The organism is Kyrpidia sp., assembly GCF_023512215.1.
Lineage (GTDB): Bacteria > Bacillota > Bacilli > Kyrpidiales > Kyrpidiaceae > Kyrpidia > Kyrpidia spormannii.
Map to the genome: position 1 here is coordinate 18,476 of NZ_JAILZZ010000015.1, position 17,158 is coordinate 35,633.

Genomic DNA, 17,158 nt, shown 5'->3' on the forward strand with positions numbered 1-17,158 from the left:
TGAGTCGAGGTGGTTGGGTGAGACCGCGACAGATTCACGGAGTCCGAATCGCCGTGATTCTCTTGTTATTTCTTTTTATTCCAGTTCAGACAGCACTGTCCGTTTATCAGAATCTATGGCCCGATCATCGACATGTCGCATTGCTGCGCTTTGAAGACGTCTCCGCCGGGCCCCCTTATCAAACTCCCGAAGACCTCGGGAAACTTCGGGCTGTGATGGAATTTCTCGCTGCCGAGAAGGTCCCGTACCAGATTACCGTCGTCCCCAGATATTTGGGCACAGACCCGGAAAATCGGCCGGTGGTCCACGATATCACGCAGCCTGATGCCGCCCCCTTCGTCACTTTGTTGCGCTGGGCTTCGAAACATGGGGCCGTGGTCGGAGTACATGGGTACACCCACCAATACGGCCAACCGGACTGGCGCAACCCGGGAACGATCACGACCATTGGCCGGGAGTTTGAAGTGCCGCATGAGCCCCTGACGGATACGCCCGAATATGCGGCTCGGCGGCTAGCGGCGGGCGTGCATTCCTTTGCCGCCGCAGGTTTGGTCCCGGGCTTTTGGGAGACCCCTCACTATGCGGCGACCGCGGAACAAGAACGGGCTCTCCGAAGTAATTTTGGGATCCTGTATGAGCCGGACCGGCGGCAAGTGAGGTCGTTAAAAGATATCGTTCCCCGGGACGGCCCGACGGCCTCCGGGGCATGGGGAGCCGTGTACATCCCGACCCCCTTGGGGTATGTGCGGTCCGATCAACCCGAAGACTCCGTGAAGCGGATTCTGTACCGCGCTTCCTTTTTCGAAGGGCTCGGAAGCTTATATTATCATCCAGTGTTGGAATTTCCATTTTTGGAGCCGGTCAAGCGAAACGGCCGACAAGTCTGGCGAGACGGTTTGCCGGAATACCGGTATCGCCCCGGACCGCCTTCGTATCTTCACCAATTGATCGACGGTCTGGGGCGCGAGGGATACACCTTTGAATCGCTCCACCAAGTGGTGCCTCTGCAACCCGCCTGGCAGTATACCCTGCCCGGGGATCTTTGGGCATCTGGGCGACCCTCGGGCCAGGCATGGGATGATTGGGTAAGCATCCAGCGCCAGTCGGGAGACATCTGGGTGACCTCCTCGGAACGAGACTGGCTCCGGACCTCCCCGGAGGCATCCCCTCAACTTTGGGGACGGCTTCCACCGGGGATCGAGGCCAAGAAATTGTGGACGCTCGACATCAATGGGGACGGCCGGGACGATCTTCTCGTCGCCGCCTCCAATGCCGTGTACGCAGCCCGGGCAAAAACCGCAGCCTTCGGTTCATTCCGGCGCTTGCCCATTTCCTTGTATCCGAAGGACACCGTGGTCGCCGGGTACTTGATCGCAGGGCGCCCGTCGCTGGTGGTATTGCACTCTGAGGGAACGGCGGAAGGATATGTGCTCGGCCCGGATTTAGCGGCGGTTTCCCCTCCCGTTCCTTTGCTGGGCATTCACAGTCAAGGACCCAGGACCGAATGGTTTGCGTGGAACGGGGAAGGCCCGGCGGGTGATCATGCCTCAGACCTCGGGCTGTACCGTCCGGATTCAGGTGAGGTCACCCTTTACAAGATCGATCACCAGGGACACGTGAGGAATGCCGTCTCGGCCGCGCTCCCACCGGATTTGCAAATCATCCCTGCCATGGGGGATCCAAATCTTCCCGAAACCCCGGTGCTCATCGGGTACATGGCCGGGGACGGGCGGTGGATGGCATGGCGGGTACAAGGCCAGACCCTCGCACCCGCCGGGTCCTTGTTCGGACCGTGGATGGCTGGCCGGCCGGGTCAAGCTGCCGCCGGTCGATTCGGGGTGGGGCTCCCTTGCGTGGCGGTGGCTTCAGCCCAGGGCGGGAGAATCGATATTCAGACGGCCATCAGCTACTTTGGCTGGGTTTCCTTCTCCCCTGACTGATTCGCGCTCTCCGGAGACCGGTACCCCGCTGATTGCATAGCGGCCCCGCCATCCGCTCTCCTCCGGAGCCCGGCGACGGCGGAAATCAACGCCAGGATAATAGGCCTCGGCCACAAGAACGTTAGGGCCTAAACAGCCAACGTGGGGGCATTGGCATCCGAAACGGGTGTGCCGCCATTGATCACGCCATCGCTCGAAAGCGTCCCGAATCGGCTCCCTGTGCCAGTTCCCGATCGGCCCCATGTCCGCAAAATCGGTCACATAGATGCCGCCGTCAAGGAGGTTTACATTGAGACGGATTCGTCCATCCGGATCATTGCGCACCGTCACCCCGGGCTCCCGGGCGATGCGCGCCAAAAGTTCCCGGTCCCGAGGGTCGTCACTACACGGATAAAAGGGGAAGGTTCCGAACAGAATCCATACCCTGGGATCTCGCCCATCAAGTAGCGCCAGGGCTTCGGCGCGCCAATCGTCCAGGCCGAGCAACGGCAGCTCCCGGGCGAAGTCACTGGGGTACAGGGGATGAACTTCGTGCCGCCGAACCCCCAGTTCGGCGAGACGGCGGTGGATCTTCGTCAGCCTTCCTTGAGTCCGCGGGCTGATCATCGACTCGGCCGACACGAAGACCCCCTCTGCCGCCAGTCGCCGGGTGTTAGCCTCTAGCCTCTGAAACAGAGCTTCCGCGGTTTTCGGGGCCGGCCGTCGGCGAAGACCCGCAAAGGTCAGCACCGCAAAATCCTCTGGTGTCAAATAATTATAGGAAATATGCATGACATCTACGAAGGGCGCTATAAGGAGATAGCGATCCACATCGAGTGTGAGGTTTGTGTTGATTTGTGTTTGACAACCTCGATTCTTCGCATAGCGTAACAGCGGAAGGACGGTGGACTCGATCAGCTCGCGATCATAGCTCGGTTCACCGCCGGTGATACTGAGTGTGGTCAAATGATCGATCTGATCCAGCCGCCGCAAAAGCGGCCCGATATCCGGGCGCTCTTCTTTAATTGTCAAGGCATCCCCTACGGCGCAATGTTCACAGCGCAGATTGCACCGGCCCGTTACCGTGACCTCGATGCTGCTTAACCGGATCTCGCCCTGGGAATTCCGAGACAACAGCGCCTCCCAAGGGTCGTACATCGGACTCATCGCGCTCATGCTCCGACCTCCTTCGTGCATGTCCACCATACATAAAGGAGCATCCACGGTCAACTGCAAACTTCTTACACGGAAAATTTTCCTGTCGCATGGGAAGGATCTCACCAGCGGGTGTCGAATGGTTATCGATGTGCCCCTTGTAGAAGACCCCCCGGCGTCCGCCTGCCTTGATGAGCAGGTCCACTTCCCAAGTCGGCAGACCGTCATAGAAGGAGGTGTAGTGCCTGGTCGGTGGCCAGGTGGAGCGTGACACCTATTCGAGTATTGATCGGCGATGATAACAAAGAGTTCGCGCAGCTTCTTCAGGATTATATCGATAGCCTTCCGGATATGCAGGTGATCGGGCTGGCTTTTAACGGGCGAGAAGTGGTGGACTCCATCGAAACCCTTCAGCCCGATGTGGTGATTCTCGATATCATCATGCCTGTATTAGACGGAATCGGCGTTTTGGAAAAAGTGGCTCCCCTCGAAAGAGAAAACATGCCGAAATTCATCATGTTGACGGCCTTCGGCCAAGAAGGAATCACAAAACGAGCCGTCGAGCTCGGGGCCGCTTATTACATTTTGAAACCTTTTGATATGGAGATTCTTGCGAATCGCATTCGCCAGGTCAGTACCGGCTCTGCACCCGGCGCCTCAAGCGGTACCCAGTCCATGGGGGGAAGCGGCTGGCAAGGGCCGGGAAAGCGCAGCGTAGATTCAGACATCACCCAGATCATCCATGAAATCGGTGTCCCCGCGCATATTAAAGGATACCAATACCTGAGAGAAGCGATTTTCATGGTATATCAGGATGTGGAGATTCTAGGATCCATAACGAAAGTTCTCTACCCGCGAATCGCGGAAAAATATAACACCACGCCTTCCCGGGTGGAACGGGCCATCCGACATGCGATCGAGGTCGCTTGGGGGAGGGGTAACGTGGACGCGATTGGTTCGGTGTTCGGGTACACCGTAAACATGGGGAAAAGTAAACCCACGAATTCAGAATTCATCGCCATGGTCGCAGATCGTCTGCGCTTGAATGCCCGCACCGGTTAACAGCGCCCGCAGGGAAAAAACCCCCGCACAACCTGCGGGGGTCATGGTTCAGTCAGGCCGCAGAGACAGTGTCTTGCGCCTCATTGCCGGTCGCTTCCCGCATCATCCATTCCGCGAAAACCCCGTACCCCTGGGTGGGATCGTTGATAAACACGTGGGTAACGGCGCCGATCAGCCGGCCGTCCTGCAGGATGGGGCTGCCGGACATACCCTGAACAATGCCTCCGGTTTTGGCCAGTAGCCTAGGATCGGTCACTTTGAGAACCATGCTCTTAATGGCCGGATAGCGTTGTTTCATGACACTGACCACTTCAATATTAAAGGCTTCGACCTTCTGACCCTCGATCACCGTCAGGATCTTAGCGGGACCAGGGTGGACTTGATCTGCCGGGGCCACGGGGATGGGTTGATTGTAAAGACCGTGATCCGGGGGATGGACCATATGCCCAAAGATGCCAAATGATGAATTTTCCTTCACGTCGCCGAGCACATGATGTTCGTCCACCATTTGGCCTCGTTTTTCTCCCGGCTGTCCATTTTGCCCCTTGTCAATGGACGTGATGGAGGAGTTGAGCACCTGTCCTTCGCCAACTTCGATGGGCTGTCCCGTATCGACGTCGGTGATGACGTGACCCAAAGCGCCATAGACGTGATTCACGGGGTCGTAGAAAGTCAAGGTGCCCACGCCAGCGGCGGAATCCCGAATGTACAAACCGATGCGGTAGGTGCGCTGATCATTATCGTACACCGGGTGCACCTTGACATGAAAGGATTGTCGCTGGCGGATCAAGGTCACATCGAGATCGCGGTTCGCTTCACCGGCTTGACGAATCCTCTGAGCCGCCTCTTCAACCGTGGAAACCGGGTGGCCGTCGATCTCAACGATGCGGTCCCCGACTTTGATATTTGCCTGTTCCCCAGGCGAAATTTCTCGATTGCCCGTGTGGATCAAATTATACCCGACGATCATGATCCCTTTTGAACGCAGACGGACACCGATCGATTGGCCGCCGGGGATCACTTTCCAATCCGGCAGGACGTCAACCCGCATTTGTCGAACGGGGATCCCGAAAACCTCAAGACGCATGCGAGCCTGGCCTGGTTGGGTTCCATTGACTTGCCAGGTGCCTGCCGTTCCGCTGCGGACCTCGATGGCGCTTCGGGCGTCCGGCACTAGACGGCTGGGTCCCCCGGCTTGCACCGCCACCGACGAACCCACAACGGTTTCTATGGAATCAGGAAGACGAAGCCACCCGCTGAACGGAGGACAGAAGCACGTCACGACGATCAGGGTTGCCAATAGCAGACCGACCCACTTCCGACGCTGGTGTGCCACGCCGTTCCACTCCCTTTCCTAGATGCACCTCCACCGTAGACTAGGCGTCTGTGCGTGCTTATAACCTGCCCGCCCGGCCTGTGGGTCTATCCCGCCAAAAAGCTGGCACCCCGCGTGCAATGTGGCCTCTCCCCCCGCTTTTACCCCAACCGGAAATTGGACTGCGCCGCCGCCCGTCGCTCCAACATCTCCTGGGCCTGGCGACGAGTGATCTCCGTCGCCGTGGAACCCGCCAACATCCGGGCCACTTCTTCGATCCGATCCGCCTCTTCCAGAACCTCTACGATTGTCCGAGTGGATTCCTCCGTCTGTTCCTTGCGGATGCGATGATGGCCATCGGCCATGGCCGCGATTTGGGGCAAATGAGTGACACAGATTACCTGGCGGCACCGAGCAACCTGGACCAATTTTTCCCCAACCACCACCGCCGCCTGGCCGCTCATGCCAGCGTCCACTTCATCGAAAATCAGAGTTGGAACGTCATCGGCGTCCGCCAAGACCACTTTTAACGCGAGCATCAATCGGGACAATTCGCCCCCCGAAGCCACTTTTGAAAGCGGCGCCGGTGGCTCGCCCGGATTGGCCGAAAACAGGAACTCCACTTGATCCGCGCCGTCGGACCGAAATCCTTTCTCGGTTTCCCCCAGCCAGCGCACTTCGATCTGAAACTGGGCGCGGGGCATCGCCAGCTCCCTCAGCTGCTCCTGGACTTTCACTTGAATTCGTTCCGCCAGGGCCAAACGGTTAAGGGAAAGGCGCCTGGCTGTGCTGACCATTTCCTCCCAAGCCCGGGTTCTGGCCTTTGATCGTTCCTGCAAATCAGCTTCATAATTGCGAAGGCGGGAGAGCTCATTCTCCATTGTTGCCGCGGATTCTAGAATTGACTCCACCGAACCGCCGTATTTTCGCATGAGCCGGCGCAACTGATGAAGCCGTTCTTGCACGGACTCCAGCTTCTGGGGATCTGCCTCGACAGTTTCCAAATAACGCCTCAGTTCATGGGCCGCTTCACTGAGATTGGCCGCCGCACTCTGTAACATTTCGAGTATGCCCGCCAGCCCCGGGTCGTATTTGACCAGCCCTTCAACCGTTTCTACAATCTCGGCGACCAAATCGGTGGCAGCCCGGACTCCCTGTCCACCTTCATCCAACATCTCGTACCCTCGGGAAGCGTCTTCGAGGATCCGCCCAGCGTGGCTCAATCGCCTGTATTCCGCCTCCAGTTGTTCTTCCTCTCCGGGGGTGGGGGAAAGATCCCGGATTTCTCCCAATTGGAACAATAACCAGTCGATTCGCTGCAATCGTTCCTCCTCCCCCAACTGAGCGGCCCTAAGGTCCTCGTCAGCCCGGGTGAAACGATCGTGAGCCCTTCGGTATTCCTCCAGCAGCGTTTGATGGGATGCATCACCATAACCGTCCAACATTCGCGCGTACCGATCCGGCTGCAACAGGCTCTGGTGCTCATGCTGGCCGTACACATCGATTAAACGGGCGGCCAGATCCCGCAACATTTGAACCGTGACCGTCCGGCCGTTGATGCGGCACAAGCTTTTACCTTGGCGGCTAACCTCCCGGACCAGGAGTAGTTCCTCCGCTGGTTCGAAGCCCATCTCCTCTAGCCACTGGAGGGCTTCTGGGCGGCCGTCGGTAGAAAACAACGCTTCCACCACCGCCTGTTTCGCTCCAGCCCGAACCTGTTGCGCCGAGGCCCGCTCCCCGCGAATGAGTCCTAGGGCGTCGAGGAGGATCGATTTCCCGGCCCCCGTCTCCCCGGTCAGCACGTGGAACCCGGTTTCAAAATCCAGGTGGGCTTCATCAATCAACAAAAAATTTCGCACCGACAGCGACATCAGCACAGCGTCCCACGCCCCTTTCGCAGTGCGGTGTCACACCATCTGATGGAATCGTTCCTCGACGGCCGCGGCCTGTAGAGCGGAGCGGCAGATGACCAGAATGGTATCGTCCCCGGCGATGGTTCCCATAACCTCCGGCCATCCCACCGCATCCACCAGGGCGGCCACAGCATGGGCATTCCCGGGGAGCGTTTTCATCACGATGAGGTTTTCGGCCCGGTCCAGTGCCACGAAACTCTCCGGCAGCATCCGCCGGAGTCGGGCTTCGTTGTTCACCGCAGGTTCCGGCGGCAACGCATAGACGTACCGACCATCGGCTGTTGGAACTTTGATCAGTTGGAGTTCTTTGATATCCCTGGATACCGTGGCCTGGGTGACCTGAAACCCACTTTCACGCAAAGCTTGGACCAGTTCTTCCTGGGTTTCGATGGAGCGAGAGGCGACCAACTCCCGAATGCGCGTCAAACGTTTATTTTTCATCACTGCGCCTCCACTCCCCGAAGCTTCTGGCGCAGGACGTCAAAGAATTGCCGTTCCCGCCATTTAATCAGGGTTGTACAATGAGCGGATTTTTGCACAAGGACCTCATCCCCGACCCGCAGGCGCACCGACACTTGACCGTCTGCAGAGAGACCCAGATCCTGGTGGTTCGCCCGGGCCTCGATTCGCACCTTTCGATCGGCAGGAACGATCATCGGACGGGTGCTCAGGGTGTGAGGACAAATCGGGGTCAAAAGCATCACCTCGGCCTGGGGAGCCACAATCGGGCCCCCACACGAAAGGGAGTAGGCGGTGGATCCCGTGGGGGTAGAAACGATCAGCCCATCCCCCGCGTACTGATCCACATATTGGCCATCCACTTCGACCCGCAGGGAGGCCATGCGGCCGAGGGCCCCCTTGCCCACCGTGATGTCGTTCAGGGCCGACAGGTGGTGAACCGTCGACCCGCCCCGCCGCACTTCCGCCTCGATCATCATTCGGTGCTCCAGCTCGTAGTCGCCCCTCACCACCCGGTCCACCGCTTGATCGAGATCCTCGGGTTCCGCCTCGGATAAAAAACCGAGGTGGCCGAGGTTAAAACCCAGGAGTGGCAGGCCAAAAGGTGCAAACCGCCGGGCATACCCGAGAAACGTGCCATCGCCGCCGAGAATAAACACCACGTCTACCCGGCCCGGGAATGCCTCCAAAGCCAATCCCAGGTCTGGCCGCCGCACGGCCTCGGCAGCCTTGGGATCCAAGACGGCATCCCGCCCCCGGGCATGGATGCACTGAACAAGTGTGTCGGCGATCTCCGCCGCCCGGGGTTTGTCCAAATTCACGACCAAGCCCACCGACTGCATCAGCGCCGGTCCCCCTCCTTTCGGCGGATCTGACCCAGGACCCGATGCGCTTCCTCCACCACCACCGGAATCTCCTCCTGCCACCTCCCGTCGGGCAGACCGTCCTCCGCCTTTCGCCGCAGATATAGGAGAAATTCCATGTTTCCGTCCCCTCCGGTGATGGGCGAGAATGTCAATCCTTTCACCTCGAATCCGTCGTTTCCTGCCGCCTCCATCACTTCCCGCAAAACCCTTCGGTGCACCGCCGGGTCCCGGACAATGCCGCCACGCCCCACAGATTCTCTTCCCGCTTCAAATTGAGGTTTCACCAAAGTGATCACATCAGCCCCGTCAGGGAGAAGCCTCCATAACACCGGAAGGACCAACCGAACGGAAATGAACGAAACGTCCATGACCGCCTGGTCAGGATCGGGCCCCGGGAGGTCCGCTCGCTTCAAATACCGGGCGTTCGTGCGTTCTACTGGAATCACGCGGTCATCGTTGCGCAGCCGCCAGTCGAGTTGGCCGTATCCCACGTCGACGGCATACACCATCCTGGCCCCGTGGCGGAGCAAGCAGTCGGTAAACCCCCCGGTAGAGGCCCCGATATCCAGTACGACCCGGCCCTCCACAGAAACGGGAAACTCCTGGAACGCTTTCTCCAACTTCAATCCGCCCCGGCTCACGAAAGGATGGTCTTCCCCCCGCACCTCCAGCGGCTCATCCCGACCCACGGGGGTCCCTGCCTTGTCGATCCGCCGTCCTCGGGAAAAAACCCGTCCGGCCATAATCGCCGCCCGGGCCTTTTCGCGACTGGGGAACAACCCCCGTTGAACGAGCAGTACATCCGCCCTTTCCCGATCCGACATCGCACTCCTCCTTTAACGGCGGCCCTGGCCTAGGCGCAAATCCGAACCTTCCAGGGGATGAACCGCCGCCCGGGGCACCCTGCCAGCCCGAAGAACATCTTTCACCGCATCCGCAACTCGCTCTGCCGTCAAACCCACGGCCCGGAGCAACTCCCCCCGTCCGCCGTGAGGGATAAACTGGTCGGGAAGCCCCAAACACCGCACCGGGACCCCGTAGAGACCGTGGCCGGCCAGCCATTCCAGCACCGCAGAGCCCAGCCCCCCGGCGAGGGCCGTCTCCTCCACCGTCACCAGTGCCCACCCCTCCCCGGCCAGGCGAAGGAGGAAATCCCCGTCTAACGGTTTCACAAATCGCGCGTTGATGATCATGGGATCGACGCCTTCCTCGGCAAGGCGATCCGCTGCCTCTTCGGCCAATGCCACCATCGGTCCCATCGCCACCACCGCCACCGGGGAAAGCCCTTGGCGAATCACTTCCCAGGAACCGATAGGAATGGTGTGCCACTCTTTATCCAGAGGGACACCCCGGGCTGCACCCCGGGGATACCGCACCGCCACCGGTCCTGGCAGTTGGAGAGCCGTATACAGCATCTGGCGCAGCTCATTCTCATCTTTGGGCATCATGATCGTCATGTTCGGCACCGTCCGGAGGTAGGCCACGTCGAATGCACCCTGGTGGGTCTCGCCGTCCGCTCCGACCAATCCCGCCCGATCCACCGCAAAGACCACCGGGAGATTTTGAATGCAAATATCGTGAATCACCTGGTCGTAAGCCCGCTGCAAAAAGGTGGAATACACCGCAAATACAGGCCGCATCCCCGAGGCAGCCAATCCCGCGGACAACGTCGCCGCATGCTGCTCCGCAATGCCGACATCAAAAAAGCGGTCCGGGAAACGCTGGGCAAACTTCGTTAAACCCGTCCCCCCTGGCATGGCCGCGGTAATGGCCACGATGCGGGGATCTTGCTCCGCCAATTCAACAATGGCATTCCCGAAGACATCCGTATAACTGGGTGCTAAAGAAGAAGAGCTTTTCTCCGCCTTGCCCGTTTCGGGGTTAAACGGAGTGACGCTGTGGAGTTTGTCCGGCGCCCGCTCAGCCCGACCATACCCTTTGCCTTTTTGAGTAACCACGTGCAGCAATACGGGGTCCGGGCATTCTTTGACCCGATCCAACATGGTGGTGAGAGCTGCGAGATCGTGGCCATCCACCGGACCAAAGTAGGTGAAGCCCAGCTCTTCAAACAACATCCCGGGCACCCAAAAATATTTCACACTGTCCTTCGCCCGCTCCAACGTCCGGGCCACCTTGCCGCCGATGGAAGGGATGCGCTTCAGCAGATGCTCCACTTCATTTTTCATCTTGGCATAAGTCCGGTCCGTGCGCAGTTTGGCCAAATAATTCGCCATCGCCCCAACGTTTTCCGCGATGGACATCTCGTTGTCGTTGAGTACGACAATGAGGCGCTTCCGGAGGTGGCCGGCATGGTTCAGCGCCTCCAAAGCCATGCCGCCGGTCATGGCCCCGTCGCCGATCACAGCCACCACATGATGGGACTCGCCCTTGAGATCCCTGGCCACCGCCATCCCGAGGGCCGCGGAAATGGACGTCGAGGCGTGACCCGTGCCAAAAGCGTCGTGGGGGCTTTCCGAGCGCTTCGGGAAGCCCGCCAATCCACCGAATTGGCGCAGGGTGGGGAAACGTTCTTTTCGTCCGGTGATAATCTTGTGCACGTACGCTTGGTGCCCGACGTCCCAGATGATCTTGTCCCGGGGGCTGTCAAAAACCCGGTGCAACGCGAGGGTCAGCTCCACCACGCCGAGATTCGGGCCGAAGTGCCCCCCGGTCACCGAGAGTTGTTGAATCAGAAACCGGCGTATCTCCGCCGCCAACTGCCGGAGTTCCGCCAGAGACATCGCCTTGAGATCGGCCGGGCCGTTGACACGGTCCAACAACACAGAGACCGCCTTCTTTCCCGAGGATCAAAACCCATAAAACTGACAGCATTATAGCACGCCGAACCGGTCGTCTCAATGAACCGTTTCCCAATGTGCCGTCCCACCCGCCCGCTCGCCGTCAGGGCCGCGGATCCACTTAGCCCTTCTCTCACCAGTCCCGGTCGGCCAAATACCTTGCCAAATCGGCGAGGTGGCGGGTATCCCCTGGAAACCCATGGAGATGGGCGATCGCTTCTTTGGTCAATCGCCGCACGTCCTCCCGGGACCGGTCCACACCGTACACCCCTGGCCAGGTCAGTTTGTTGAGCGCCGCATCCCGCCCCACGGCCTTGCCGATCCGTCCGGCATCCCCGCCCACATCCAGGAGGTCGTCCACGATCTGATACGCGAGCCCCACAGCCTGCCCGTAGGCCGACAACCGATCCAGAAGCGACTCATCAGCTCCGGCACACAATCCTCCCATTCGAAGGGAGGCGATGATGAGTGCCCCCGTTTTTTTGCGATGCAGGTCCCGCAAAAGTTCGGGGTCCGGCGGGCCTTCGGCGCCCGTAGCTTCGATATCCAGAACCTGACCCCCGACCATGCCCTCCTTTCCCGAAGCCTCCGCCAACTCTTCCACCAGCCGGATCCGGGTTGTCGGGGGGAGCGGAGCTTTGGCGAGAACGCCAAAAGCGAGGGTCAGCAGCGCGTCCCCCGCGAGTACCGCCATGGCTTCGCCAAACACCCGGTGGTTCGTCGGCCTGCCCCGGCGATAATCGTCGTCGTCCATGGCAGGAAGGTCATCGTGAATCAATGAATACGTATGCACCAGTTCCAGGGCACAAGCCGCCGGCAGAGCCTCCCGCAGGCTGCCTCCCGCCCCTTCGCAAGCAGCCATCGCGAGTAGAGGCCGAAGCCGCTTCCCGCCGGCAAAGAGACTGTAGCGCATCGCCTCGTGCAGCCGCCCGGCCCCTTTCCCAGGTGGGATCAGGGCATCCAGGGCATCGTTTACCGCCCGGGCGCCCGCCTCCCAGAATTCCCGAAGCTCTTGTTCCACTGGGCGATCACTCATCCTCCCCGGGCCGGGGTTCAAAGGGACGACTTTCCCATCCCCCGCCCTCCTGTTGTAAGACCACTTCGATTCGCTGCTCCGCCTGATCCAGCTGGTCCCGGCACCACTTGGCCAACATCATGCCTTCCTGAAACCGTACGATCGACCGTTCCAAGGACAGTTCTCCGCTCTCCAACTCCCGCACCACCTGTTCCAGTCGCTCCATCGCTTCCTCAAAACTGGCCGGTTCCTCGGGTCCCACCTTGCCCCCGCTTTGGGGCAATTCCTCCTTTAGCGGTTGTCGCTCCTCCGCCATCCTCCGACTCCTCCTCGATACCCCAGACTTGACAGTCCGCCCACCCCCCTGTCAGCCGCACATGGACGTTGTCTCCGGGGGCAAGCTGGGAGATGTCCCGGACTAACTCCCTGCGATCCGGTCGGTATACCAAACTCCAACCCCGGCGCATGACCGCCAAGGGGCTCAAGGCCTCCAGCTTGTCCACTTGCCGCTCGAACCGATGGACCGCCCTCTGCCATCCGGTCCACACGGCAAACTGAAGCTTCTGTTTTTGCGCTTCCAACCGGTTTTGGGCCCGCTGAATCTGCTCCTTGGGACTGTGCCGGCCGAGGATATCCGTCAAGCGGATCAAAGTTTCCTTCCTTCGGTAGACCGATTTCCACGCCGCCTGACCGAGTCGGGTGTGTAAACCGTCCACGGTTTGTCGACGCCATTGAATCCACTGCTCCGGCCGGCGCAGGCCGGGTCGCCCCAACAGGTGTTCCAACCGTTGACGATCGCCCTGCACCCGCCGCACCAGGGCATCCACCATGGCCCTTCGAGCTTCCTCCACCCGCCGGCGCAACTCAAGCACGTGGGGAGCGACGAGTTCTGCCGCCGCTGTGGGGGTCGGTGCCCGGACGTCCGCCACATAATCGGCTATGGTGAAATCGGTCTCGTGCCCGACCGCCGATACTACAGGAACGGGGGCTGCGGCAATGGCCCGGGCCAAAGCCTCGTCATTAAAGGCCCACAACTCCTCCGGCGAGCCCCCGCCCCGGCCGATGATAATCACGTCCAACTCCCCGTAGGCACAGGCCGCCGCCAGGGCCGCCGCCAAGGAAGCGGGCGCCCCGGGACCCTGCACCAACGCCGGGAAAATCGCCACCCGGGCCAGAGGGTACCGCCTGCGCAACGTTGTCGCGATGTCCCGGATCGCCGCCCCCTCGGTGGAGGTGATCACCCCCACCACCCGGGGGAAGGCCGGCAGGGGCCTTTTGCGCTCTCGATCGAACAACCCTTCCTTTTGCAGTCGATCCCGGGTTTGCAAAAACGCCAGGTACAGAGAGCCGACCCCTTCGGGCTGCATTTCTTCCACATACAATTGGTACGTCCCGTCCCGGTCAAAGACAGCCACCCGCCCCCGGGCCACGACTTTCATGCCCTCCTCGGGCCGAAAAATCAGCTTGCGGTTTCGGCTGGCAAACATCACCGCCCGAATCCGGCTTCCCGCGTCCTTGAGAGAAAAATACATGTGCCCACTGGAATGGTGGGTGAAATTCGAAATCTCACCCATCACCCAAACGTCCTGAAGCACTTCGTCCCGGTCCAGTAAGTCGCGGACATAAGCGGTCAATTCCGAAACAGTGAGGGCTTGCACGCCGGCTTCGGTCATTGAACATTCCCCATCCGTTTTGCACTCCAAAGCGTGTTGTAAAGGAGCATCGTAATGGTCATCGGGCCCACGCCCCCGGGTACCGGGGTAATCCATCCCGCCCGCTCCTTAACCGCCTCAAAATCGACATCGCCCACCAAGCGGCCGTCCACTCGGTTGATCCCCACGTCGATCACCACAGCACCTGGCTTGATCATATCCGCCGTGATCAACCCCGGCCGTCCGACGGCCGCCACCAGAATGTCCGCTTGTTTCGTGTAAAACCCCAGATCTTTCGTTTTTGAGTGGCAGATCGTGACTGTTGCATTCTCCCGCAGGAGTAGTTGGGCCACGGGTTTCCCGACGATTCCACTGCGCCCCACCACCACCGCGTGGGCACCGGCGATTTCGATTCGGTTTCGGCGAATCATCTCGAGGATCCCCGCCGGAGTACAGGGAACAAATCCTTCCCCGCCACTGTATAAGCGCCCGACATTCCACGGGTGAAATCCGTCCACATCTTTACCGGGCGAAATCCTCGTGATTACGCGATCCTCGGCTATCTGGGGCGGAAGCGGCAGTTGCACGAGAATCCCATGAATCGACGGATCCTCGTTATAGTGATCGATCCTCTCGAGGAGCGTCTGTTCCGACAGATCGGCGGGAAGGCGTTCTACCACCGAGTGGATTCCCACTTCTGTACTCGCCTTTTGTTTTCCCCGCACATAACTCTGGGAAGCCGGGTCATCCCCCACGAGGAGGACGGCAAGCCCCGGCACAATCCCCCGCTTGGCCCGCAACTCCTCAACATCCCGCCGAATCTCCTCGCGAAGGGCGGCCGCCAATTGTTTCCCGTCAAGAATCTGCGCCGACAAGTCCCACGCCTCCTTCGCCCCGCCGATCTTTTCATCCGTGTCCCGAGTAGCCCATGCCCTGCGTCCCGCTCCTTCAGGGGAAGCTTATTCTTTCCGGCTGCTGCTGTGTCCCGGGAACAGTTTTGCCTGGGGATCCAGATAAGTCTTCGCGTTATTGATTGCCGTAGGAGCTTCCCCGAATCCCGTGGCAATCAGTTTTAGCTTTCCGGGATACGTGACAATATCCCCAGCCGCGTATACCCCGGGAATATTCGTCTCCATCTTGGTGTTCACGACAATGGCGTTGTCTTCCATCTCCAGTCCCCAGTTGAGGATCGGCCCTAGGGAAGCCGAAAAGCCAAGTCCTGAGACGACCGCCTGAACTTCCACGTTTTCCGTCTCGCCGGTTTTATTGTGGACAATTGTGGCTCCGGTCAACGTTTCGTCCCCGTGCAGCTTCTTCAGCTCGTAAAATGTTTTCACTTCTACGCCGGAACTAAACAGTTTTTTCACACTGTCCTCGTGGGCACGGAACTGATCCCGGCGATGAATCAAGATCACCCGGGAAGCCACCGGCTGAAGCATCAAGGCAAAATCCACCGCCGAATCCCCGCCGCCGATCACCAACACCGACAGACCGCGGAACCTTTCAAGATTGTCAATATAATAGTAGATTCCCCGCCCTTCAAAGGCCGAAGCCCCTTCCGCGGGCAGCGGGCGAGGGGTGAAAGAGCCGATCCCGGCGGTGATCACCACTGACCGACTGAGATGCACCCGCTGCCCCGTGTGGAGCTCGAACACCCCGTCCTCTCGTTTCCGCAGATCCTGAACCTGCTCATTTAAACAGACTTCGGGATGGTATTGAAACGCCTGCTCCACCAGCCGCTCCACCAATTCCTTGGCGCGTACTTTGGGAAATCCTCCAACATCATAAATATATTTTTCCGGATACAACTCCGCGAGCTGACCGCCCAACTGGGGCAAGCTGTCGATAATCTTCACCTTTAAGTCCCTAACGCCCGCATAAAATGCCGCAAACAGGCCGGTAGGCCCTCCCCCGATGATCGTAACGTCAAATAATTCCTCCTGCTCCTGGGTCAGTTCTTCTTTTTCTGTCATTGGCTTTCCTCCTCGCGCAGCCGAAAAATGCCGACCTCATTATACCGAATTCACCTCTTCCCGAAAAGCGGCCAATCCCAGCCGGGCCACCCCCCGGGCGTTGTCCCGGGAATACTCCGGCCCGGCCCAGTGGAGCACCGCCCCGACGGCGGGGTGAGAGAGCCGGTGGGTGAGGCGATGGCGAATCCACGCGTTCGACGCCACTCCGCCCACCATCAGAATATGCCGCTCCTCATGCTCGGCCAGGGCATGAAGGAGCGCTTTTTCCAGCGCCCGGGCCACACACCGCTGCACCGCCATCGCCACTTTGGCCGGAGAGGCCCCATCCTCAATCCAGCGCAGCGCCCGGGTCTGGGGCCCGGAGAAACTGATGGAGCATCCCCGAACGAAAACCGGCAGTGCGACCCCGCCGGTATCGCCCCCCGCCAGCGACTGCGCCAGTCGCTCCAAAGCAGGTCCAGCGGGAAATGGCAGGCCCAGGGCCACGCCCACCCGGTCAATCAGTTGTCCAGCGTGAAGATCCATACTCTGGCCCAGGGTGTCGATGCGGTAACCCCCGGGTTTTCGCTCGACCCTCAGAATATCCGTGGTGCCCCCGGACACATGTGCGGCTAAAAACGACGCTGCGGGTACATCCCCCACATCGGCCTCGGCGGCCGCCAAATGGCCCTCTTGGTGGCTGACAGCATAAAAGGGGACCTGCAACCCAGCCGCCAAACTCCGGCCGAGTCCCTCCCCAGCCAAAAACACGGGCATATAGGAATCTGGGGTAGGACGAGGCCGAACACTGGCGGCCACGGCCGCCGTTTTCTTGAGATCGACCCTTTTTCTTGCCATCTCCTCCGCAAGTGCAGGAAGGTGGCGGACATGTTGAAAAAGGGCTTCCGATTGCCGGAGCCCTCGTTCCCCTGGCTTGACGTCCAAAGGAAGGCGGCCGTCGAATCGAACGGCGCCCGACCCGTCTAAGACACAGACGGAAGTGGTGTAATTGCTTGTGTCGATCCCCAGAACATAGAACTCGTCCAAAGGAG

Annotated in this window: 15 protein-coding genes; 2 read left to right on the plus strand and 13 right to left on the minus strand. The window is 60.0% G+C overall.

Translation table 11 applies throughout. From position 1 onward, the window contains the following. Positions 1-17 precede the first annotated feature (17 nt). A complete protein-coding gene (locus K6T64_RS07615; protein WP_288009359.1) occupies positions 18-1,940 on the plus strand; it encodes a DUF2334 domain-containing protein in 1,923 nt (640 codons plus the stop codon). Here the strand turns inward: K6T64_RS07615 and yfkAB are convergent. Continuing rightward, the gene (gene yfkAB / locus K6T64_RS07620) at positions 1,866-3,095 is read right to left on the minus strand and encodes a radical SAM/CxCxxxxC motif protein YfkAB (protein WP_288009361.1); all 1,230 of its coding nucleotides are present in this window, start codon (positions 3,093-3,095) and stop codon (positions 1,866-1,868) included. The two genes, K6T64_RS07615 and yfkAB, sit on opposite strands and share 75 nt — an antisense overlap. A 246-nt stretch (positions 3,096-3,341) precedes the next feature. Between yfkAB and spo0A the strand changes: the two genes are divergently transcribed. Beyond that, the gene (spo0A, locus tag K6T64_RS07625; protein WP_288009363.1) at positions 3,342-4,136 is read left to right on the plus strand and encodes a sporulation transcription factor Spo0A; all 795 of its coding nucleotides are present in this window, start codon (positions 3,342-3,344) and stop codon (positions 4,134-4,136) included. Between the two features lie 52 nt (positions 4,137-4,188). On the opposite strand, the gene spoIVB is transcribed toward spo0A, so the two are convergent. From spoIVB to K6T64_RS07685, 12 genes are all read right to left on the minus strand, one after another. After that, a complete protein-coding gene (spoIVB, locus tag K6T64_RS07630) occupies positions 4,189-5,472 on the minus strand; it encodes a SpoIVB peptidase (protein ID WP_288009365.1) in 1,284 nt (427 codons plus the stop codon). 140 nt (positions 5,473-5,612) lie between these two features. Next, on the minus strand, positions 5,613-7,322 hold the full coding sequence (gene recN, locus K6T64_RS07635) for a DNA repair protein RecN (protein WP_288009367.1): 1,710 nt from the start codon (positions 7,320-7,322) through the stop codon (positions 5,613-5,615). A gap of 36 nt (positions 7,323-7,358) precedes the next feature. Next, positions 7,359-7,805: a transcriptional regulator AhrC/ArgR gene (gene ahrC / locus K6T64_RS07640; protein WP_269152999.1), complete on the minus strand. Its 447-nt coding sequence runs from the start codon at positions 7,803-7,805 to the stop codon at positions 7,359-7,361. Further along, complete coding sequence (locus K6T64_RS07645) at positions 7,805-8,665, minus strand: NAD(+)/NADH kinase (protein ID WP_288009370.1); 861 nt, start codon at positions 8,663-8,665, stop codon at positions 7,805-7,807. The genes ahrC and K6T64_RS07645 overlap by 1 nt, the downstream gene beginning before the upstream one ends. Further along, positions 8,665-9,513, minus strand: coding sequence for a TlyA family RNA methyltransferase (locus tag K6T64_RS07650; protein ID WP_288009371.1), 849 nt, complete (start codon positions 9,511-9,513; stop codon positions 8,665-8,667). Before K6T64_RS07650 ends, K6T64_RS07645 begins: the two co-directional genes overlap by 1 nt. Positions 9,514-9,525: 12 nt before the next feature. Continuing rightward, complete coding sequence (gene dxs, locus K6T64_RS07655) at positions 9,526-11,472, minus strand: 1-deoxy-D-xylulose-5-phosphate synthase (RefSeq protein WP_288009373.1); 1,947 nt, start codon at positions 11,470-11,472, stop codon at positions 9,526-9,528. A 148-nt stretch (positions 11,473-11,620) separates the two neighbouring features. Continuing rightward, entirely contained in the window at positions 11,621-12,523 is a 903-nt protein-coding gene (locus tag K6T64_RS07660) for a polyprenyl synthetase family protein (protein ID WP_288009375.1), read from the minus strand. Continuing rightward, positions 12,516-12,764, minus strand: coding sequence for an exodeoxyribonuclease VII small subunit (gene xseB / locus K6T64_RS07665; RefSeq protein ID WP_288009377.1), 249 nt, complete (start codon positions 12,762-12,764; stop codon positions 12,516-12,518). Before xseB ends, K6T64_RS07660 begins: the two co-directional genes overlap by 8 nt. Continuing rightward, complete coding sequence (gene xseA / locus K6T64_RS07670) at positions 12,736-14,175, minus strand: exodeoxyribonuclease VII large subunit (RefSeq protein WP_288009379.1); 1,440 nt, start codon at positions 14,173-14,175, stop codon at positions 12,736-12,738. Before xseA ends, xseB begins: the two co-directional genes overlap by 29 nt. Continuing rightward, on the minus strand, positions 14,172-15,029 hold the full coding sequence (gene folD, locus K6T64_RS07675; protein ID WP_100667230.1) for a bifunctional methylenetetrahydrofolate dehydrogenase/methenyltetrahydrofolate cyclohydrolase FolD: 858 nt from the start codon (positions 15,027-15,029) through the stop codon (positions 14,172-14,174). The genes xseA and folD overlap by 4 nt, the downstream gene beginning before the upstream one ends. Positions 15,030-15,113: 84 nt before the next feature. Next, entirely contained in the window at positions 15,114-16,127 is a 1,014-nt protein-coding gene (locus K6T64_RS07680; RefSeq protein ID WP_288009380.1) for an NAD(P)/FAD-dependent oxidoreductase, read from the minus strand. A gap of 39 nt (positions 16,128-16,166) precedes the next feature. Beyond that, positions 16,167-17,153, minus strand: a complete 987-nt coding sequence (locus K6T64_RS07685; protein WP_288009382.1) for a tRNA (adenosine(37)-N6)-threonylcarbamoyltransferase complex transferase subunit TsaD — start codon at positions 17,151-17,153, stop codon at positions 16,167-16,169. Positions 17,154-17,158: the final 5 nt, after the last annotated feature.